Annotated in this window: 13 protein-coding genes; all 13 read left to right on the top strand. The window is 57.1% G+C overall.

The features are described 5' to 3' along the window. Nucleotides 1-2: 2 nt before the first annotated feature. A complete protein-coding gene (locus IPN69_15740; protein ID MBK8812162.1) occupies nt 3-1,154 on the top strand; it encodes a phospho-N-acetylmuramoyl-pentapeptide-transferase in 1,152 nt (383 codons plus the stop codon). A 101-nt stretch (nt 1,155-1,255) separates the two neighbouring features. Beyond that, a complete protein-coding gene (gene murD / locus IPN69_15745) occupies nt 1,256-2,620 on the top strand; it encodes a UDP-N-acetylmuramoyl-L-alanine--D-glutamate ligase (protein ID MBK8812163.1) in 1,365 nt (454 codons plus the stop codon). 24 nt (nt 2,621-2,644) lie between these two features. After that, a complete protein-coding gene (gene ftsW / locus IPN69_15750) occupies nt 2,645-3,805 on the top strand; it encodes a putative lipid II flippase FtsW (protein ID MBK8812164.1) in 1,161 nt (386 codons plus the stop codon). A 67-nt stretch (nt 3,806-3,872) separates the two neighbouring features. Beyond that, on the top strand, nt 3,873-4,937 hold the full coding sequence (gene murG, locus IPN69_15755) for an undecaprenyldiphospho-muramoylpentapeptide beta-N-acetylglucosaminyltransferase (protein MBK8812165.1): 1,065 nt from the start codon (nt 3,873-3,875) through the stop codon (nt 4,935-4,937). A 266-nt stretch (nt 4,938-5,203) separates the two neighbouring features. After that, complete coding sequence (locus IPN69_15760; protein ID MBK8812166.1) at nt 5,204-6,583, top strand: UDP-N-acetylmuramate--L-alanine ligase; 1,380 nt, start codon at nt 5,204-5,206, stop codon at nt 6,581-6,583. A 15-nt stretch (nt 6,584-6,598) separates the two neighbouring features. Then, nucleotides 6,599-7,447, top strand: coding sequence for an FtsQ-type POTRA domain-containing protein (locus IPN69_15765; GenBank protein ID MBK8812167.1), 849 nt, complete (start codon nt 6,599-6,601; stop codon nt 7,445-7,447). After that, nucleotides 7,444-8,685 carry a cell division protein FtsA gene (ftsA, locus tag IPN69_15770; GenBank protein MBK8812168.1) on the top strand — a complete coding sequence of 414 codons (1,242 nt, stop codon included), beginning with the start codon at nt 7,444-7,446 and terminating at the stop codon, nt 8,683-8,685. The genes IPN69_15765 and ftsA overlap by 4 nt, the downstream gene beginning before the upstream one ends. Before the next feature lie 150 nt (nt 8,686-8,835). Continuing rightward, the gene (ftsZ, locus tag IPN69_15775) at nt 8,836-9,966 is read left to right on the top strand and encodes a cell division protein FtsZ (protein ID MBK8812169.1); all 1,131 of its coding nucleotides are present in this window, start codon (nt 8,836-8,838) and stop codon (nt 9,964-9,966) included. A 30-nt stretch (nt 9,967-9,996) separates the two neighbouring features. Next, entirely contained in the window at nt 9,997-10,287 is a 291-nt protein-coding gene (locus tag IPN69_15780; protein ID MBK8812170.1) for a hypothetical protein, read from the top strand. 126 nt (nt 10,288-10,413) lie between these two features. Continuing rightward, the gene (gene pdxA / locus IPN69_15785; GenBank protein MBK8812171.1) at nt 10,414-11,388 is read left to right on the top strand and encodes a 4-hydroxythreonine-4-phosphate dehydrogenase PdxA; all 975 of its coding nucleotides are present in this window, start codon (nt 10,414-10,416) and stop codon (nt 11,386-11,388) included. 38 nt (nt 11,389-11,426) lie between these two features. Beyond that, on the top strand, nt 11,427-11,822 hold the full coding sequence (locus tag IPN69_15790; protein MBK8812172.1) for a response regulator: 396 nt from the start codon (nt 11,427-11,429) through the stop codon (nt 11,820-11,822). Between the two features lie 25 nt (nt 11,823-11,847). Continuing rightward, on the top strand, nt 11,848-12,954 hold the full coding sequence (locus tag IPN69_15795; protein MBK8812173.1) for a response regulator: 1,107 nt from the start codon (nt 11,848-11,850) through the stop codon (nt 12,952-12,954). A gap of 160 nt (nt 12,955-13,114) precedes the next feature. Continuing rightward, nucleotides 13,115-15,835 (top strand): valine--tRNA ligase, encoded by a 2,721-nt coding sequence (locus IPN69_15800; protein MBK8812174.1) that lies wholly within the window; start codon nt 13,115-13,117, stop codon nt 15,833-15,835. Nucleotides 15,836-15,917 lie beyond the last annotated feature (82 nt).

A 15,917-nucleotide genomic window follows, 5' to 3' on the forward strand; every position in this document is an offset into this window, starting at 1 on the left:
AAGTGTTTTATTACTTCTTATACCAACTGGTCTTCAAACAATACGGCGCCGCGAGCGAGTCGATCTTCTACAAGGGCCTCAACGTTTTCCAGTACATCACTTTCCGGACGACGTGGGCGACGATCACGGCGCTTGTAATCACGCTCGTCTTCGGCGGCCGCGTTATACGCAAACTGGAGGAACTCAAGATCGGTCAGGAGATCCGCGAAGAACTCTCGTTTGAACATCAGGCCAAAAAAGGAACGCCGACGATGGGCGGCGTGCTGATCCTCGGATCGGTCTTCCTCTCGACTATTCTCTGGGCGCGGCTCGATAGTCTCTATTTGTGGCTCGCACTCGGCGCAACGATGCTTTTCGGGATCATCGGATTTGCGGACGACTATATCAAGATCGTCAAGAAACGCAGTCTCGGATTGACCGAGCGCGAGAAACTCGCCGGCCAGTTGCTGACGGCGGGCGTTGTTTGGGGTTGCCTTTATCTCGTCGCGAATTATCCCTGGAACCTGGCGATACCGTTTTTCAAATCGACGGCGATCTCGGAGTACAGTCAGGCGATCACCTGGATCGGCCCGTGGGGCTATCTGCTCTTCATCGTTTTTGTGCTTCTCGGCTCTTCCAACGCGGTTAATCTGACGGACGGGATGGACGGTCTCGCGGCGAGTATGACGTTCATCGCAATGGCGGCGCTGACGGCACTGACCTATGTCACGAGCGACGGTCGCTGGGCCGCTTATCTCGATATCACGCATAAACCCGAAGCGGCCGAACTGACGGTCTTCTGCGGTTCGATGGTCGGCGCGAGCCTCGGATTCTTGTGGTACAACGCACCGCCGGCCGAAGTTTTTATGGGAGACGTCGGAAGTCTGGCGATCGGGGGCGCGCTCGGAACGGTCGCGATCCTGACGAAGCAGGAGTTTCTGCTGATCTTCATCGGCGGCGTTTTTATTATGGAAGCGCTCTCGGTAATGCTCCAGGTGGGCTATTTCAAGTTCACCCGAAAGACGACCGGAACCGGGAAACGAATTTTCCTGCAGGCGCCGCTGCATCACCATTTCCAACTCTCCGGGTTGAAGGAGCCGAAGATCGTTTTCCGTTTCGTCATCGCGGCGATCTTGTTCGCGTTGTTCAGTTTGTCGACGTTGAAACTCAGGTGATTAGGTTCGGAGTTCCGCCTTCAGGCGGCCTGCTCCGAGATTCGGTTCGTTGGTTAAAGTAGTGGCCGCCTGAACGCGGGACTCCAAACGGGACTCAAAACGTGGAACTAAGCGGTAAAAAAACTCTCGTTCTCGGCGCCGGAAAGTCCGGCATTGCGTCTGCGCGGTTTCTCGCCGCCCACGGCGCGACGGTCGCGCTTCACGATCGCAAGCCGCTGGCGGAATGGGCCGCGGAGGCCCGGTCGCTGAAGGAATCATCGGGCGTCGGATTGCTTGACGGGCAAATTCCGTCGTGGCTTCTCGACCAGATCGAGATGGTCGTCATCAGTCCTGGAATTCCGACAAACACGATCCCGGCGCGTTATGTCGAACGCAAGGACGGCGAGGTCATCGGCGAGGTCGAGCTCGCCTACAGATTTTTGAAGGGCCGGATCATCGGCATCACCGGTTCGAACGGCAAAACGACGACGACAACGCTGATCGGCGAGTTGCTCAAAAACGCCGGGTTCGAAACGCTCGTCGGGGGCAATATCGGGACCCCGTTGCTCGAATTGACGCAAAAGGCGATGGAGAACACCTGGTCGGTCGTCGAATTGTCGAGTTTTCAGCTCGAGACGATCCGCGACTTCCGTCCCGAGATCGCCGTCGCGACGAACGTCACGCCGAACCATATGGACCGCTATGATTTTTTTGCCGATTACGCGGCTGCCAAGCATCGTCTGTTTATGAACCAGACATCGGAAGACGTTGCGATTCTCAACGCCGACAACGAAACGACGGCGAGTTGGGCAAGCGGGCTGAAAGCGCATGTTTCGATGTTTTCGGTTCAGCGCGAACTCGACGAGGGCCTTTTTCTTCGCGGCCGCGATCTCGTTTGCCGCGCCGACGGCAAAGAAAAGGTGCTGACGACCCGCGACGAGATCTTTGTCCGCGGATTGCACAACGTCGAGAATGTCCTTGCGGCGTTTGCCGCCGGACTCGCGGCCGGTGCGTCCCCCGAGTCTATGCGTGAAACCGTTCGCGAATTCCGCGGCGTCGAACATCGAATCGAGTTCGTGGCCGAGATTGGCGGCGTCAAGTTTTACAACGATTCGAAAGCGACGAGCGTCGATGCTTCGCTCAAGGCCCTCGAAGCGCTCAGTGAGGAACCGGGAAAGACGATTCTGATCCTCGGCGGACGCGGAAAGAACGCTCCGTATGCGCCGCTCGTGCCGCTTATCAAAAAGATCGTCCGGGCGTTGGTGCTGATCGGCGAAGACGCCGACAATATCGAATCGCAACTGTCCGGGACGGTCGGGATCATCCGCGCGGGTTCGATGGCCGATGCCGTCCGAAAGGGTTTTGACGCCGCGGAATCTGGCGATTCGGTGTTGCTCGCTCCGGCCTGTGCGAGCTTTGATATGTTCGGAAGTTTTGAGGAAAGAGGGCGTGTCTTCAAGTCGGAAGTGTCCGGTTTGAGTCTCTGATCGGTTTAAGGACGCAAGATTGGAATGGCGAAAAAGCTGCGCATGGACTGGTCTTTGTTTGCGATTGCCGCATCGCTCGCGCTGTTCGGCGCGGTGATGGTCTATTCGGCGTCGGCGATGATCTCGCTCAAGGAAACGAGCGGCAATGCGGAAGGCCCGACGCAGTTTCAGTATTTCTTCAAACAGTTCACGTTCACCGTCGTTGGACTGATCGGTATGTGGATCGTCAGTCGGGTCGACTACAAGCTTTACCGAAACAAAAGCGTCATTGCCGCGGCTTTGATCGTCACCGCTCTGCTGCTTATTTCGGTTTTCTTTTTTCCGGCGATCAACGGCGCAAAGCGTTGGATCCGGCTTCCGGGAATGTCGTTCCAACCGTCGGAGATCGCAAAGATCGCGCTGCCGATCTTCTTCGCCTGGTTCTTGACGGAACGCGAAAAAACGGTCGGCGAATTGAAAACCACCGTTCTGCCGTGCCTCGCGGTGCTCGGGTTTTTCGGCGGACTGGTTGTGCTCGAGCCTGATCTCGGAACCGCGATCGTCTTGTGCGCGATCTTCACGACGGTTTATTTTGCGGCCGGCGCTCGAATCGTCCATCTCGCCAGCGTCGCTGCGATCCTTGTCACGATCGGCGTCGGAATGTTGGTTTTCGCGCCGTTTCGGGTTCGTCGCCTGATCGCGTTTCTCGATCCGTGCAGCGCGGAAAACGCGGCCAACGCCGGTTATCAGGTTTGCCAGTCGCTGCTTGCTATCGGCTCCGGCGGCGTGCTCGGCGAGGGTTTTGCAAAGGGACAGCAGAAACTGTTCTATCTGCCGTACCCGTATTCGGATTTTATCTTCGCCGTCGTCGGCGAGGAACTCGGATTGGTCGGGACGCTCGGCGTCGTCATCGCATTCGCGGTGCTTCTTTGGCGCGGGACCCGCGCGGCGCTGATGGCTCCGGACCGTTTCGGCAGGTTGCTCGGCATCGGGTTGATAACCGGACTGACCGTTCAGGCGTTGTTCAACATATCGGTCGTGATCTCGATGCTTCCGGCGAAGGGGATTCCGCTGCCGTTCATTTCGTACGGGGGAAGTTCGATCATCTTTACACTGATCGCCGTCGGTATTCTGTTGAATATTTCTCAATACGCGGGATTTGTGTCAGTTGATCGGACGGAAACTGCTAAGAGGAAAAGGAAATAGTTCTGCGTTCCGCCTTCGGGCGACGAACGACGGAGGAAAGCCGCTTGAAGGCGGAACTCCAAACATTATGCGTGTTTTGATTGCCGCCGGCGGGACCGGCGGACATATTTATCCGGGAATTGCGGTCGCAAACGAGATAGTGCGGCGCGACGAGTCGTCGAAGGTACTGTTCGTCGGCACCGCGCGCGGGCTCGAGACGAAGATCGTTCCCGAAAACGGTTTTCAGCTTTCTTTGATAAACAGCGCTGGACTCAAGAATGTGGGCTTCGCCGGAAAGCTCAAGGGGCTTCTGATCCTGCCGAAGAGTTTTCTCGAAGCGCGGACGATCATCCGCGAGTTCCGTCCCGACGTTGTCGTTGGCGCCGGCGGGTATGTTTCGGGACCGGTTCTTCTGATGGCAGCGCTTCAGCGTATTCCGACGCTTGTGATGGATTCGAACGCTTTGCCTGGATTTACGAACCGGCGGCTCGCGCCGTTCATCAGAAAAGCGGCGCTGACCTTTGACGAGGCCTTGCCGTATTTTGGCAAAAAGGGCGTCGTCACCGGCAATCCGGTGCGTCGCGAGTTTTTTGATATCGAGCCGAAAACCCGTGGCGAAAAGGTGAATGTACTGATCTTCGGCGGGTCTCAGGGCTCGCGCGCGATCAACAATGCGATGGTTGATGCGCTCGATTCGCTACCGCCGGACCGGCTCACGATCACCCATCAGACCGGAGAGACGGACTTCGAATCCGTCCGCCAGCGTTACGAAGGAACACCGTTCCCGGACGCCGACGTCCGGGCCTACATCACGAATATGGTCGATGAGTTCGCGAAAGCGGACGTTGTGATCTGCCGTGCCGGGGCGACGACATGCGCCGAACTGGCGGCCGCTGGCAAGGCGTCGATAATGATCCCGCTACCGACCGCCGCCGATGATCACCAGCGAAAGAACGCCGAAGCGCTGGTGCGTGCGGGCGCCGCGCGAATGGTCCTTCAATCCGAACTGACGGGCGAATCGCTGTCGAAAACGCTGCTTGATCTGATCGGCGACAGCGACGCGATCGGCGCGATGGAGGCCGCGGCCCGAAAACTCGGCCGCCGCGACGCCGCCGAAGCGGCCGTCGATCTGATGGAAGAGATGAGTAAGTAAGAAAGGGAAAAAGGGAAAAGGGAAAAGGGAAAAAGGAAAAAGGAAAAAGGAAAAGGGAAAAGGGAAAAAGGGAAAAGGGAAAAAGGAAAAAGGAAAAGGGAAAAGGAAAAAGGAAAAAGGGAAAAGGAAAAAGGAAAAAGGAAAAGGGAAAAGGGAAAAGGGAAAAGGGAAAAGGGAAAAAGGAAAGAGGAAAAAACGGAGAACTGACAGCGGAGAAGTCAAAACTCCAAACTCCAAATCCAAAATCCAAAATCCAAAATCGAACGATGTTTAGGCACGTAAAGAAAATTCATTTTATCGGAATCGGCGGCATCGGAATGTCCGGCATCGCCGAAGTTCTGTGCAACCTCGGATTTCACGTCACCGGTTCGGACCTGAGCAGGTCAAAGAACACCGAACGGCTTGAAAGGCTCGGCGCTGTCATTCACGAAGGCCATCGCGCCGAAAACGTCGGTGACGCCGAGGTCGTCGTCTATTCGTCGGCGGTCAAGGAAGACAACCCGGAGATCGTTCGGGCCCGCGAAACACAGGTTCCGATCATCCCGCGGGCCGAGATGCTCGCCGAACTGATGACGCTCAAACCGTATTCGATCGCGGTCGCCGGGACACACGGCAAAACATCGACGACGTCGATGGTCGCGACCATTCTCGGCGCAGCCGGAATCGAACCGACGACCGTCGTCGGCGGCGTCGTCGAGATCCTCGGTTCCAACGCGCGCGTCGGTTCCAGCGAGTGGTTCGTTACCGAAGCCGACGAATCGGACCGCTCGTTCCTGATGCTCAACCCGACCGTCGCGGTCGTGACCAACATCGACAAGGAGCATATGGAATCGTACAAGGGGATGGAGGACGTCGTGCAGTGCTTCACCGACTTCGTCAATAAAGTCCCGTTTTACGGCGCCTGCATCATTTGTCTCGACGATCCGAACGTGCAGCTCATAATTCCGAAGATCAAGCGTCGCCGCGTGACATACGGAATTACGGCGCAGGCCGATGTTTCGGCGCACGACATCTGGTATCACGACAGTTTCGGCTCGAGTTTCAGCGTCTGGCGCGGGAGCGAAGTGCTTGGGGAGATCAACCTGCCGGTTCCCGGTGAACATAATGTTTACAATGCTTTGGCGGCGACGGCAGTAGCGCTCGAACTCGGCATTCCGTTTGAGATGATCGCCGCCGGTTTCGCCGATTTCAAGAACGCGAACCGCAGATTTCAATTCAAGGGCGAAGCGAAGGGCGTGATGATCGTCGATGATTACGGCCATCATCCGACCGAGATCACGGCGACGCTTTCGGCCGCCAAGGCCGGCGGCAACGGACGTCGGACGGTCGTCGTTTTCCAGCCGCACCGTTATTCGCGGACGCACGAACTGATGAACGAATTCGCTTTGTGTTTCAACAATGCCGACGTGCTTTTCGTGACCGACATCTACGCCGCGAGCGAGAATCCGATCGAGGGCGTAACCGCCGAGATCCTGACCGAAAACATCAAGCAATACGGCCACAAGAACGCCGTTTACATCGGCGACGTCGCCGACGCGGCCGACAAAGTAATCCCGTTTCTTCAGGAGAACGATCTCGTGATCACACTTGGTGCCGGAAGCATAACGCGGCTTTCGGATGAACTTGTCGAACGATTGTCCAGTTAAGGCGATTTTCAGAATATGGCAAAACGAACACGACGAACGACCGTCCGCACGACGAACAAATCCGCTCCGAAAAGGCGAACGACGCGGCGCGCGGCAAAATCAAACGGTAACCTCGTGAATTTTCTGGTTCCGTTGGTCTTTATCGTCGCCATCATCGGTTGTCTCGGTTTTCTGGCGTTTATGGGGTACCGCACGGTGACGGCATCGGAATTCTTTGAGGTCCGGAAGATCGACGTCCGCGGCGCGGCGCGAGTGCCGAAAGAAAGCGTCGAGGGAATCGTCAGAAATTTGACCGAGCGCTCCGGAGTCTGGAACGCCGATCTGACGGCGATCCGCGAACGCGTCGAATCTCTCAGCTTCGTCAAATCCGCGGCGGTTTCACGCGTTCTCCCGGACGGCGTCCGTGTGCAATTGACGGAGCGTGTGCCGAAGGCGGCAGTTCGCATCGACGGCTCGGAATTTTGGGTCGACGACGAGGCGAATGTCGTCGCGCCGGTCGCAAAGAACGAGCAGCATCCGCCGTTGTTGACCGGTTGGGACCAGAACCGGAATGAAAAGGCTCAGAAGGAGAACGTGGCCCGAGTCAAGATCTATCAGAAAATGGTCGACGAATGGAAAACCTTCGACCTCATCAAACGGGTCAAGACCGTGAACCTCTCTGACCTCGACGAACCGCGCGTCATCATTGAAGATTCGGGCACCGACGTTTTCATCGAACTCGGAAAGGACGAGTTCGGCAAGCATCTGCAGCGCGGGATCGAGGGCATTGCCAACAAAGGCGGAACATACGAGGGCATCAAACTCGTCGGACAAAATTTGCGTTTGATTCCGCGGCAGGTCGCGGGCAACGGTAAGGAAAAATGATCAATCGTCAGATACAAGCGGTCGGTTTGGACATCGGAACCAGCAAGGTCCGGTGCGTGATCGGCGAACCATCGGAAAATGGCGTAATGAACGTCGTCGGTATAGGCGAGTCCGAATCCCGCGGACTGCGACGTGGAATCGTTTCGACGACGGACGCCGTCGCGGAGTCGATTAAACGCGCGGTCGAAGACGCCGAGCAGGTCAGCGGGCTCGAGGTCCAGATGGCGACGGTCAATCTTTCGGGCGAGCATCTTCAAGGTGAGAACAAGGGCGGCGTCGTGGCGGTTGCCGGAGCGGGCCGCGAGATCACCGAGGACGATGTCGAACGCGCGATCGAGTCGGCGAGCGCGATGCCGCTGCCGGCCGGTTGGGAGATAATCGACCGGTTGCCCCAGGAATTCATCATCGACGGCCAGGACGGGATCACTGAGCCGGTCGGAATGCGCGGTGCGCGGCTCGAAAGCCGCGTCCACGTGATCATTAGTCCGAGTGCCGGCAAGCAGAACATCGAAAAAGCTGTCAACCGCGCCGGGCTCGAGGTCGAGGGAATGGTTCTCGAACCGCTCGCGGCCGCGACGAGCACGCTCACCGACGACGACAAGGAGTACGGCTGCGCGCTGATAAACATCGGCGCTGAACTGACAAGCCTGACGATCTTCGGCCGCGGAGCGGTGCAGCACACGCGCGTTTTCCCATTCGGCGGAATGCACTTCACGAAAGATATCGCGCTTGGATTGCGCGTGTCGATTCCCGAAGCAAACGCGATCAAGCGCGACTACGGCTGCGTCGCGCCATTTCTCTTCCGCGACGGCGAGGCACAGGAGGTGATCGAGATCAACCCTGTCGGGCGCAGCGAAACTCGCGGTCTTTCGAAAGAGATCCTGTGCGACATTCTGGCGCCGCGCGCGATCGAACTGCTCCAACACCTGGCTCACGAGGTGAACCGGACCGGCGCACAGAATTCGAGCGGCGTCGTTCTGACCGGTGGCGGATCGCAGGTGCGGGGGATGGTCGAGATCGCGGAACAGGTGTTCGACGCTCCGACCAGACTCGGATTCGTCAATCGCGAACTTTTCGGCGGACTCGTTGCCGAAGTTCAGAAACCCGAATGGGCGACCGCGTGCGGATTGGCGCTGATTTCGATGCGTCGGCAGATCCGCGAACAGATGCTCGGGCCGACGACGGCGACGCAAAAAGTCGCCGCCTGGTTCGAAAGTTTTCGTGGCAAATTCAAGTAAATGTAACTTCAGGACTGGATTTTTAATCACAAATCGTTGTATGCTTCTTGCCCGAAGGCACAATATATAGTTGAGCAGCACAAAGGTCAGCCTCTGAAGTTTTTCATCACGAGCACGGCAATTAGTTAGTTTTTTAAGGAAGCAATCATAATGACTGACGGACTTCAATCGAAAATCAGCGGAATCAGGATCTTGATCGACGAACCTCCGATCACTGGTGCGAAGATCAAGGTCATCGGTGTCGGCGGCGGAGGCGGAAATGCGGTCAACCGGATGATCGAGGCCGGTGTCAAAGGCGTCGAGTTCATCGTCGCGAACACCGACCTCCAAGCTCTCAACGATTCGAAAGCGCCGCTCAAGATCCAGCTCGGCAGCCGCCTCACACGCGGGCTCGGAGCCGGTTCGGATCCGGACGTCGGCCGCAACGCCGCGCTCGAAGATCACGAGAAGCTGATGGATGTGCTCGAAGGTTCCGATATGGTCTTCGTCACGACCGGACTTGGCGGCGGAACCGGAACGGGCGCCGCGCCGGTCGTCGCGTCGCTGGCGATGGAGCTTGGAATTCTGACGGTTGCGGTCGTCACCAAGCCGTTCAGCGTCGAAGGCAAAAAACGCACCGCACAGGCCGAACGCGGACTCGCCGAACTTCGCGGCTGCGTCGATACGATCATCACCATCCCGAATTCGAAGCTCAAGGACGTTGAAGAAAAGATCTCGATCATGGACGCTTTCCGACGTGCCGACGACATCTTGCTGCAAGCGGTCCAGGGTATCAGCGACCTGATCACGACATCGGGCGTCATCAATCTTGATTTCGCTGACGTTAGGGCCGTGATGCGCGGGCGCGGCGTTGCGTTGATGGGTATCGGCGAGGCGCGCGGCGAAGGGGCGGCGGTGGCGGCGATGAAGGCGGCGATCGATTCGCGTCTGCTCGAAGAGAATTCGATCAAAGGGGCGAGGGGCGCACTTATCAATATCACGAGTTCAATGAGTACGCCGCTCAATGAGGTCGAGGCCGCGATCGCGCTCATCGAAGCCGAAGCGCACGACGATGCCGACATCATCTGGGGAACGGTGTTCAGCGACGAAGACGACGACGCCGTCAGGATCACGGTCATCGCGACCGGCTTTGACAGCGTCAGCTATGCCGCCGTTTCGTCGACGGCGGGTCATACCGAAACAATTGCCGTCGGAATCAGCCATCAACGCGCGGGCAGCGGCAGACCTGAAGATGACGAAGACCTGAGTGTTCCGACGTTCATCCGCCGTCAGGCCGACTAGAGTCCTGAGTCGAATCAGGAGGTCAGAAATATGCAAAACTATTCTCGTCCGAAAGGTGACTTTCCCGATAACCGTGATCGAAGCGTGCAGGTCGATACTAATGCCGAGATCTTTTACTATCGGAAGCAGATCAACTCGCGCACGTTGATGGTTGTCGTTTTGACGGACGGCGAAGAGATCGAAGGAACGATCGAATGGCACGACCGCGAAGCGTTGAAGATAAATCGGACCGACGATCCGAATCTTCTGGTGCTTAAACATAACATCAAGTATATGTACAAGGCCGAGGACCGGAAACCACCCGTGAAAGCCAAGAAATAGTCTGTCCGACCGCGAATTCGTTTTTGATCGGCTCCTTAACCGCCGTTGCCCCGAAGTGTTATCCTCGTTTGAGTGGCCAACGAATCCGATACCAAACAACTGAGTTTGCCGCGCATCGCGATCACGATGGGCGATGCTGCGGGCATCGGTCCGGAGATCGTCCTGAAAGCGCTTGCGGATCGATCGATTTTCGAGATCTGCAGACCGCTGGTCATCGGCGATGCGCGTGTTCTTCGTGACAATGCCGAGGCTCTCGGACTGTTCCCCGCGCTTGATGTCGCCGCCGGCGATATTCACGGATCTTTCGGGAACGTTCCAGTGTGCGATCTCGCCAACATCGGACTGCCTTTTGAAATCGGCAAGGACGGTGCCGTTACGGGACGCGCTTCGGCCGAGTATATTGAGAAAGCGGTTGAGCTTTGGAGTCGCGGAAAGGTCGATGCGATCGCAACTGCTCCGATCAGCAAAGCCGCGATCCAACTCGGCGGATACGACTTTCCCGGTCACACGGAATTTCTTGCCTTTTTGACTGATACGAAACGTTTCGCGATGTCGTTCTTTGCCGACAAACTGCGCGTCGTGCTGCTTTCAACGCACGTTTCGCTGCGCGACGCGATCGGGCTCGTCAAACGCGAAAAGCTGGTCGATCTGATCGGGTTCACGGACCTGGAGATCGCCGGCTTGCTCAAGAAAAAGCCGCGCATCGCCGTCGCCGGACTCAATCCGCACGCATCCGAAGGCGGAATGTTCGGACAGGAGGAAGGACTTGAGATCACGCCCGCGATCGATGAATGCCGCAAACTGGGAATCGACGTCCACGGTCCGTTCCCGCCGGATACGATTTTTCTCCGGGCATATCGCGGCGAGTTCGACGTCGTCGTCGCCTGTTATCACGATCAGGCGACGATCCCGGTCAAGTGTCTTTCGTTCGGAGCGTCTGTCAACGTCACGCTCGGACTGCCGTTGATACGTACGTCGGTCGATCACGGGACGGCGTACGATATCGCCGGCCTCGGACGGGCGGACGAATCGAGTCTGGTCGCCGCGGTCAAATTGGCCGCCACGCTCGCCGAAATTAGAAAAACGGACAAACTTTGCTAGAATGAATCCTTGCTCGACCCGTTCGGCAAACTAATACAATGACTGAAGTATCGAGCTCAGAGCCGGAACAGATCTTGATCGCCGACGACGATCCGGCGATCCTGCGCCTTGTCAAGGCGATCGTTGAAAAGGAAGGTTACGCGGTCGTCACCGCGCGCGACGGAAAGGAAGCGTACAAGATCCTGCAGACCGGCGAAAAGTTCGTGGCGGCGATCTTTGACGTCGTGATGCCGTACATTCAGGGAACGGAATTGGTTCGATATATGCAATCGGAAAAACGGCATATGACCATCCCGGTGATTATGATGACCGCCGAACAAAGCGCGCGCCTGTCGTCGGATAGTTTTGCGGCCGGAGCCGTGGCGTTTTTGCCGAAACCGTTCACTAATGCGCAGCTTCAAACGATGCTTCGTATGTTCATCCAGAAAAAATAGCGTTCAAAAAGGGAGACGAATTCTGATGTCACAACACAAACTGCTTTTGGCGGATGATTCCGTAACCGTTCAAAAGGTCGTCAATCTCACGTTTGCCGACGAAGGAATCGAAGTGATGACGGTCGGCGACGGTGATTCCGCGATGGAAAAGGTCGCGGAATTCAAGCCGGATCTCGTAATGGCCGACGTCAATATGCCGGGCCTCAGCGGCTATGAGGTTTGCGAGCGGATCAAGTCAAATCCGGAAACGAGCAAGCTGCCGGTCATCTTGCTGGTCGGATCGTTCGAGCCGTTTGACGAGGCGGAAGCGAGACGTGTCGGCGCCGACGACTATATGACGAAGCCGTTTCAGTCGATTCGGCAATTGGTCAACAAAGTTACTGATCTGCTCGGAGCCGGGCAGGCGACGGAGGACGAGGCCGAGCCGCCCGTTGAGTTTGCCGAGGTTCCGGAGCCGGAAGGCCAGGAGTTTGTAGATACGTTGGAGCCGGAGCCGTCGCCCGAGCCGTTTGGAGCGCTGCCGTCAAGTGACGTCGCGGAACCGTTCGAACATCTCGGCGATACCGGAGCCAGAACGCTGGAAATGGAAACACCGCCCGAGCCGGCTTACAATTACGGCGACGCCGGAATGGATGACGAAATGATCGAAGCGAGCAGCGCCGTCGATTATTCGTCAGCGGAATCTGACGAAGACGATCTGGCGAAGACGCAGCCGCTTGACCACCAAGAACTGAAGGAATTTGCGTTTGTCGGCGGCGACGCCGAGGCGATTTCAAATGAGCCGGCGGCGGCCGTGGAAAGCGTTCCGGAGGTTTCACCGGCAAGCATTCCGGCCCCGTCGTTCGTTCCGGAAGCACCGGTCCGGCTCGACGACGTCAATCCGCTTGATCTTCCGCCACTTGTCGAAGAAACAGGAATTCGACCGGCGTTTGAAACGTTTGAACCTGAGACGATCAGCGAACCTGTCGCCCCGGCTGCGCCGGTCGTGACCGAGGAGATGATCGCCGACATAACGGCCCGCGTCGCCGACAAACTGGCCGAGCGGATCGCGCGTGCGCTCGACGCCGACGTTGTGCGCGAAGTAACGCGGGATGTTCTCAGTGAACTCGGCGAGGCGAAAGAGCAGAGTTGAACGCGATTACTCAAGTTTTTGATCTGGCCGGCTTTCGCAAAAAAGGAAAACCGGCCTTTGTTAATTATTGTTGGTTGATCGTAGAGAGTTGATCGGCAGTACGCGCGCGTCCAATCGACGCGTTGCCGTTCCGATTGGAAGAATTCAATAACTAAAAGAAATGATAGAGATCGACAAAGCCTACAATCCAAAGGAAGCTGAGAACTCGCATTATGAACGCTGGGAGAAGAGCGGGTTTTTTGCGCCGGAGATCAATCAGGATCCGAATGCGATCAAGTATTCGATCGTCATTCCGCCTCCGAACGTCACAGGCAGCCTTCATATGGGCCACGCGCTTCAGCACACGTTGATGGACGTCCTGATCCGTCGGAAGCGGATGCAGGGCTTCCGTACGCTGTGGCTGCCGGGAACGGATCACGCCGGTATCTCCGTGCAGCGCAAGGTCGTCGAACAACTTAGAAGGGACGAAAACAAATCGCCGCTCGACATCGGCCGCGAGGAGTTCATCCGCCGCGCTTGGCGTTGGAAAGAAGAGTACGGCAACACTATCGTCGAGCAGATGCGTCGCGAGGGAGCGTCGGTCGACTGGACCCGACATCGCTTCACGATGGACGAAAGCCTTTCGAAGGCTGTGCGCGAGGTTTTCTGCACGCTTTACGAAGAGGGCTGGATCTATCGCGGGTTGCGCATCGTCAACTGGTGTCCGAAGGACAAGACCGTGCTTTCCGATCTCGAGGTCAAGGAAGAATCGCGCAAGGACGGCAAACTCTTCTATTTGCAGTATCCGGTGAAAGGCACCGACCGGCGCGTGACGGTCGCGACGACGCGGCCTGAAACGATGCTCGGCGATACGGCAGTCGCGGTCAATCCCAAGGACGCGCGGTATTCCGAACTTGTCGGCCAAATCATCGAATTGCCGCTCACCGGCCGCGAAATTCCGATCATCGCCGACGAATACGTCGATGCCGAGTTCGGGACCGGCGCGGTGAAGATCACGCCGGCGCACGATCCGAACGATTACCAGATCGGTCAGCGCCACGACCTTCCGCGACTGCTCGTAATGAACGACGACGCGACGATGAACGCTGCCGCCGGCGCCGAATTTCAAGGGCTGGACCGTTTCAAGGCGCGCGAGAAAGTGATCGAGCAGTTCGAGGAACTCGGTCTGCTTGAAAAGATCGACGATTACGAGATAAGTTTGCCGATCTGCGAACGCTGCAAAACCATCGTCGAACCGATCCTGTCCGAGCAGTGGTTCGTAAAAATGGACGAAATGCGCGATCTCGCACTGGAACTTATGCGAACCGAGGGCGTCCCGCATTTTTCGCCGCAAGTGCCGCACGAAAGGGTTTACACGACGTGGCTCGAAAACCTCAAAGACTGGACGATCTCGCGGCAGCTTTGGTGGGGACACCAGATACCGGCCTGGTACAACCAGTTTGGCGATATCTTCGTTGCGCGAACATTCGACGAAGCCTGCGAACTGGCGGGGACAAATGATCTGGCGCAGGACAGCGACGTTCTCGACACCTGGTTTTCATCGGCGCTCTGGGCATTCTCGACGTTCGGATGGAACGGGGAGGTGACCGAAACCGAGGATTTGAATGCCTTTTGTCCGACCGATGTTCTCGTCACCGGTCGCGACATCATCTTCCTGTGGATCTCGAGAATGATGATGACGACCAAGAAGTTCGTCGACAGGACGGCGTTCAATGACGTCATCGTGACCGGCACCGTGCTCGGGAAGGACGGCAAGCCGATGTCCAAATCACGCGGCAACGGAGTCGATCCGATCGATCTTTTCGACAAATTCGGCGTTGACGCGACGCGTGTCTATCTCGCCTCGATCGCGACCGGCGCGGACATTCGCTGGAACGACGCGCTGATCGAAACGTACCGCAACTTCGCCAACAAGATCTGGAACGCGACGCGTTTTTGTCTGATGAATTCGGAAGGCGCGAAGGTCGACCATTCGTGTTTGGAGTTCCGTCTTCAGGCGGCAGAAACCCCGAGCATCGTCGACAGATGGATCCTCTCGCGCCTCAACCGCACCGCGCTTGACGTCAACAAAGCCCTCGACAAGTACTTTTTTCACGAAGCCGTCTCGCTGCTCTATCACTTTTTCTGGGATGATTTCTGTGACTGGTATATCGAATTGGTAAAGGACGAGATCAGCGATTACGGGAACGAAGATCAAAGATCCAAGACCGAAGCCCGAACTCGTATTCTGACGATTCTCGAGATCGCGCTTCGAATGCTCCATCCGTTTATGCCTTATTTGACGGAAGAACTGTGGCAGAAACTGCCCGGAACATCGAACTCGCTTCATCACGCGGCGTATGGCTCGGCGGATGCGACGATTATGCTTGCGTCGTTTCCGCCGGGCGACGTCCGTGCGATCGACGAACGAGCCGAATTCGAAATGCAGTCGGTCATCGATCTGATCGGCAAAGTCCGCAACATTCGCGCCGAAATGCAGATCAAGCCATCCGATCGGATAGCGATCCACGTGGCCGCGAGCGCGGAAGCAAACCGGGTCTTTGCCGAAAACGAGGCGCAGATCCTGAAACTCGCGCGGGCCGACAAATTGGTGCTCGACGAGAAACTCGACGTTCCGAAGGCTTCGGCGAAGGCGGTTACGAACGTCGCGGAGATCGCCGTGCCGCTCGAGGGATTGATCGATTTTGAAAAAGAGATCGCGCGGCTCGAAGGCCATCTCGCCAAGCTCGAGACCGAGAATGAACGTCTCAACGGCCAGCTTTCGAATGCGAATTTCGTCGACCGCGCGCCGGTCGAAAAGGTGCAGGGAATCCGCGACCGCGTCGCCGAGATCGAGACGCAGGTTTCGGCGCTGCGTTTGAATCTTGAAGCTCTGAAATAAATCACTTTGCGCGACGAACAACACAAATGGCGCAAAGATTCGAACGATCCGCGATATTCGCGGCGGAAGGTCTGCGTTGCGT

The organism is Acidobacteriota bacterium, from assembly GCA_016715115.1.
Taxonomy (GTDB): Bacteria; Acidobacteriota; Blastocatellia; order Pyrinomonadales; family Pyrinomonadaceae; genus JAFDVJ01.

Coding starts and splice junctions, on each gene's coding strand:
- ftsW (MBK8812164.1), top strand. CDS start 2,645: ATGGCGAAAAAGCTGCGCATGGACTGGTCTTTGTTTGCGATTGCCGCA.
- murG (MBK8812165.1), top strand. CDS start 3,873: ATGCGTGTTTTGATTGCCGCCGGCGGGACCGGCGGACATATTTATCCG.
- IPN69_15760 (MBK8812166.1), top strand. CDS start 5,204: ATGTTTAGGCACGTAAAGAAAATTCATTTTATCGGAATCGGCGGCATC.
- IPN69_15765 (MBK8812167.1), top strand. CDS start 6,599: ATGGCAAAACGAACACGACGAACGACCGTCCGCACGACGAACAAATCC.
- ftsA (MBK8812168.1), top strand. CDS start 7,444: ATGATCAATCGTCAGATACAAGCGGTCGGTTTGGACATCGGAACCAGC.
- ftsZ (MBK8812169.1), top strand. CDS start 8,836: ATGACTGACGGACTTCAATCGAAAATCAGCGGAATCAGGATCTTGATC.
- IPN69_15780 (MBK8812170.1), top strand. CDS start 9,997: ATGCAAAACTATTCTCGTCCGAAAGGTGACTTTCCCGATAACCGTGAT.
- pdxA (MBK8812171.1), top strand. CDS start 10,414: ATGGGCGATGCTGCGGGCATCGGTCCGGAGATCGTCCTGAAAGCGCTT.
- IPN69_15790 (MBK8812172.1), top strand. CDS start 11,427: ATGACTGAAGTATCGAGCTCAGAGCCGGAACAGATCTTGATCGCCGAC.
- IPN69_15795 (MBK8812173.1), top strand. CDS start 11,848: ATGTCACAACACAAACTGCTTTTGGCGGATGATTCCGTAACCGTTCAA.
- IPN69_15800 (MBK8812174.1), top strand. CDS start 13,115: ATGATAGAGATCGACAAAGCCTACAATCCAAAGGAAGCTGAGAACTCG.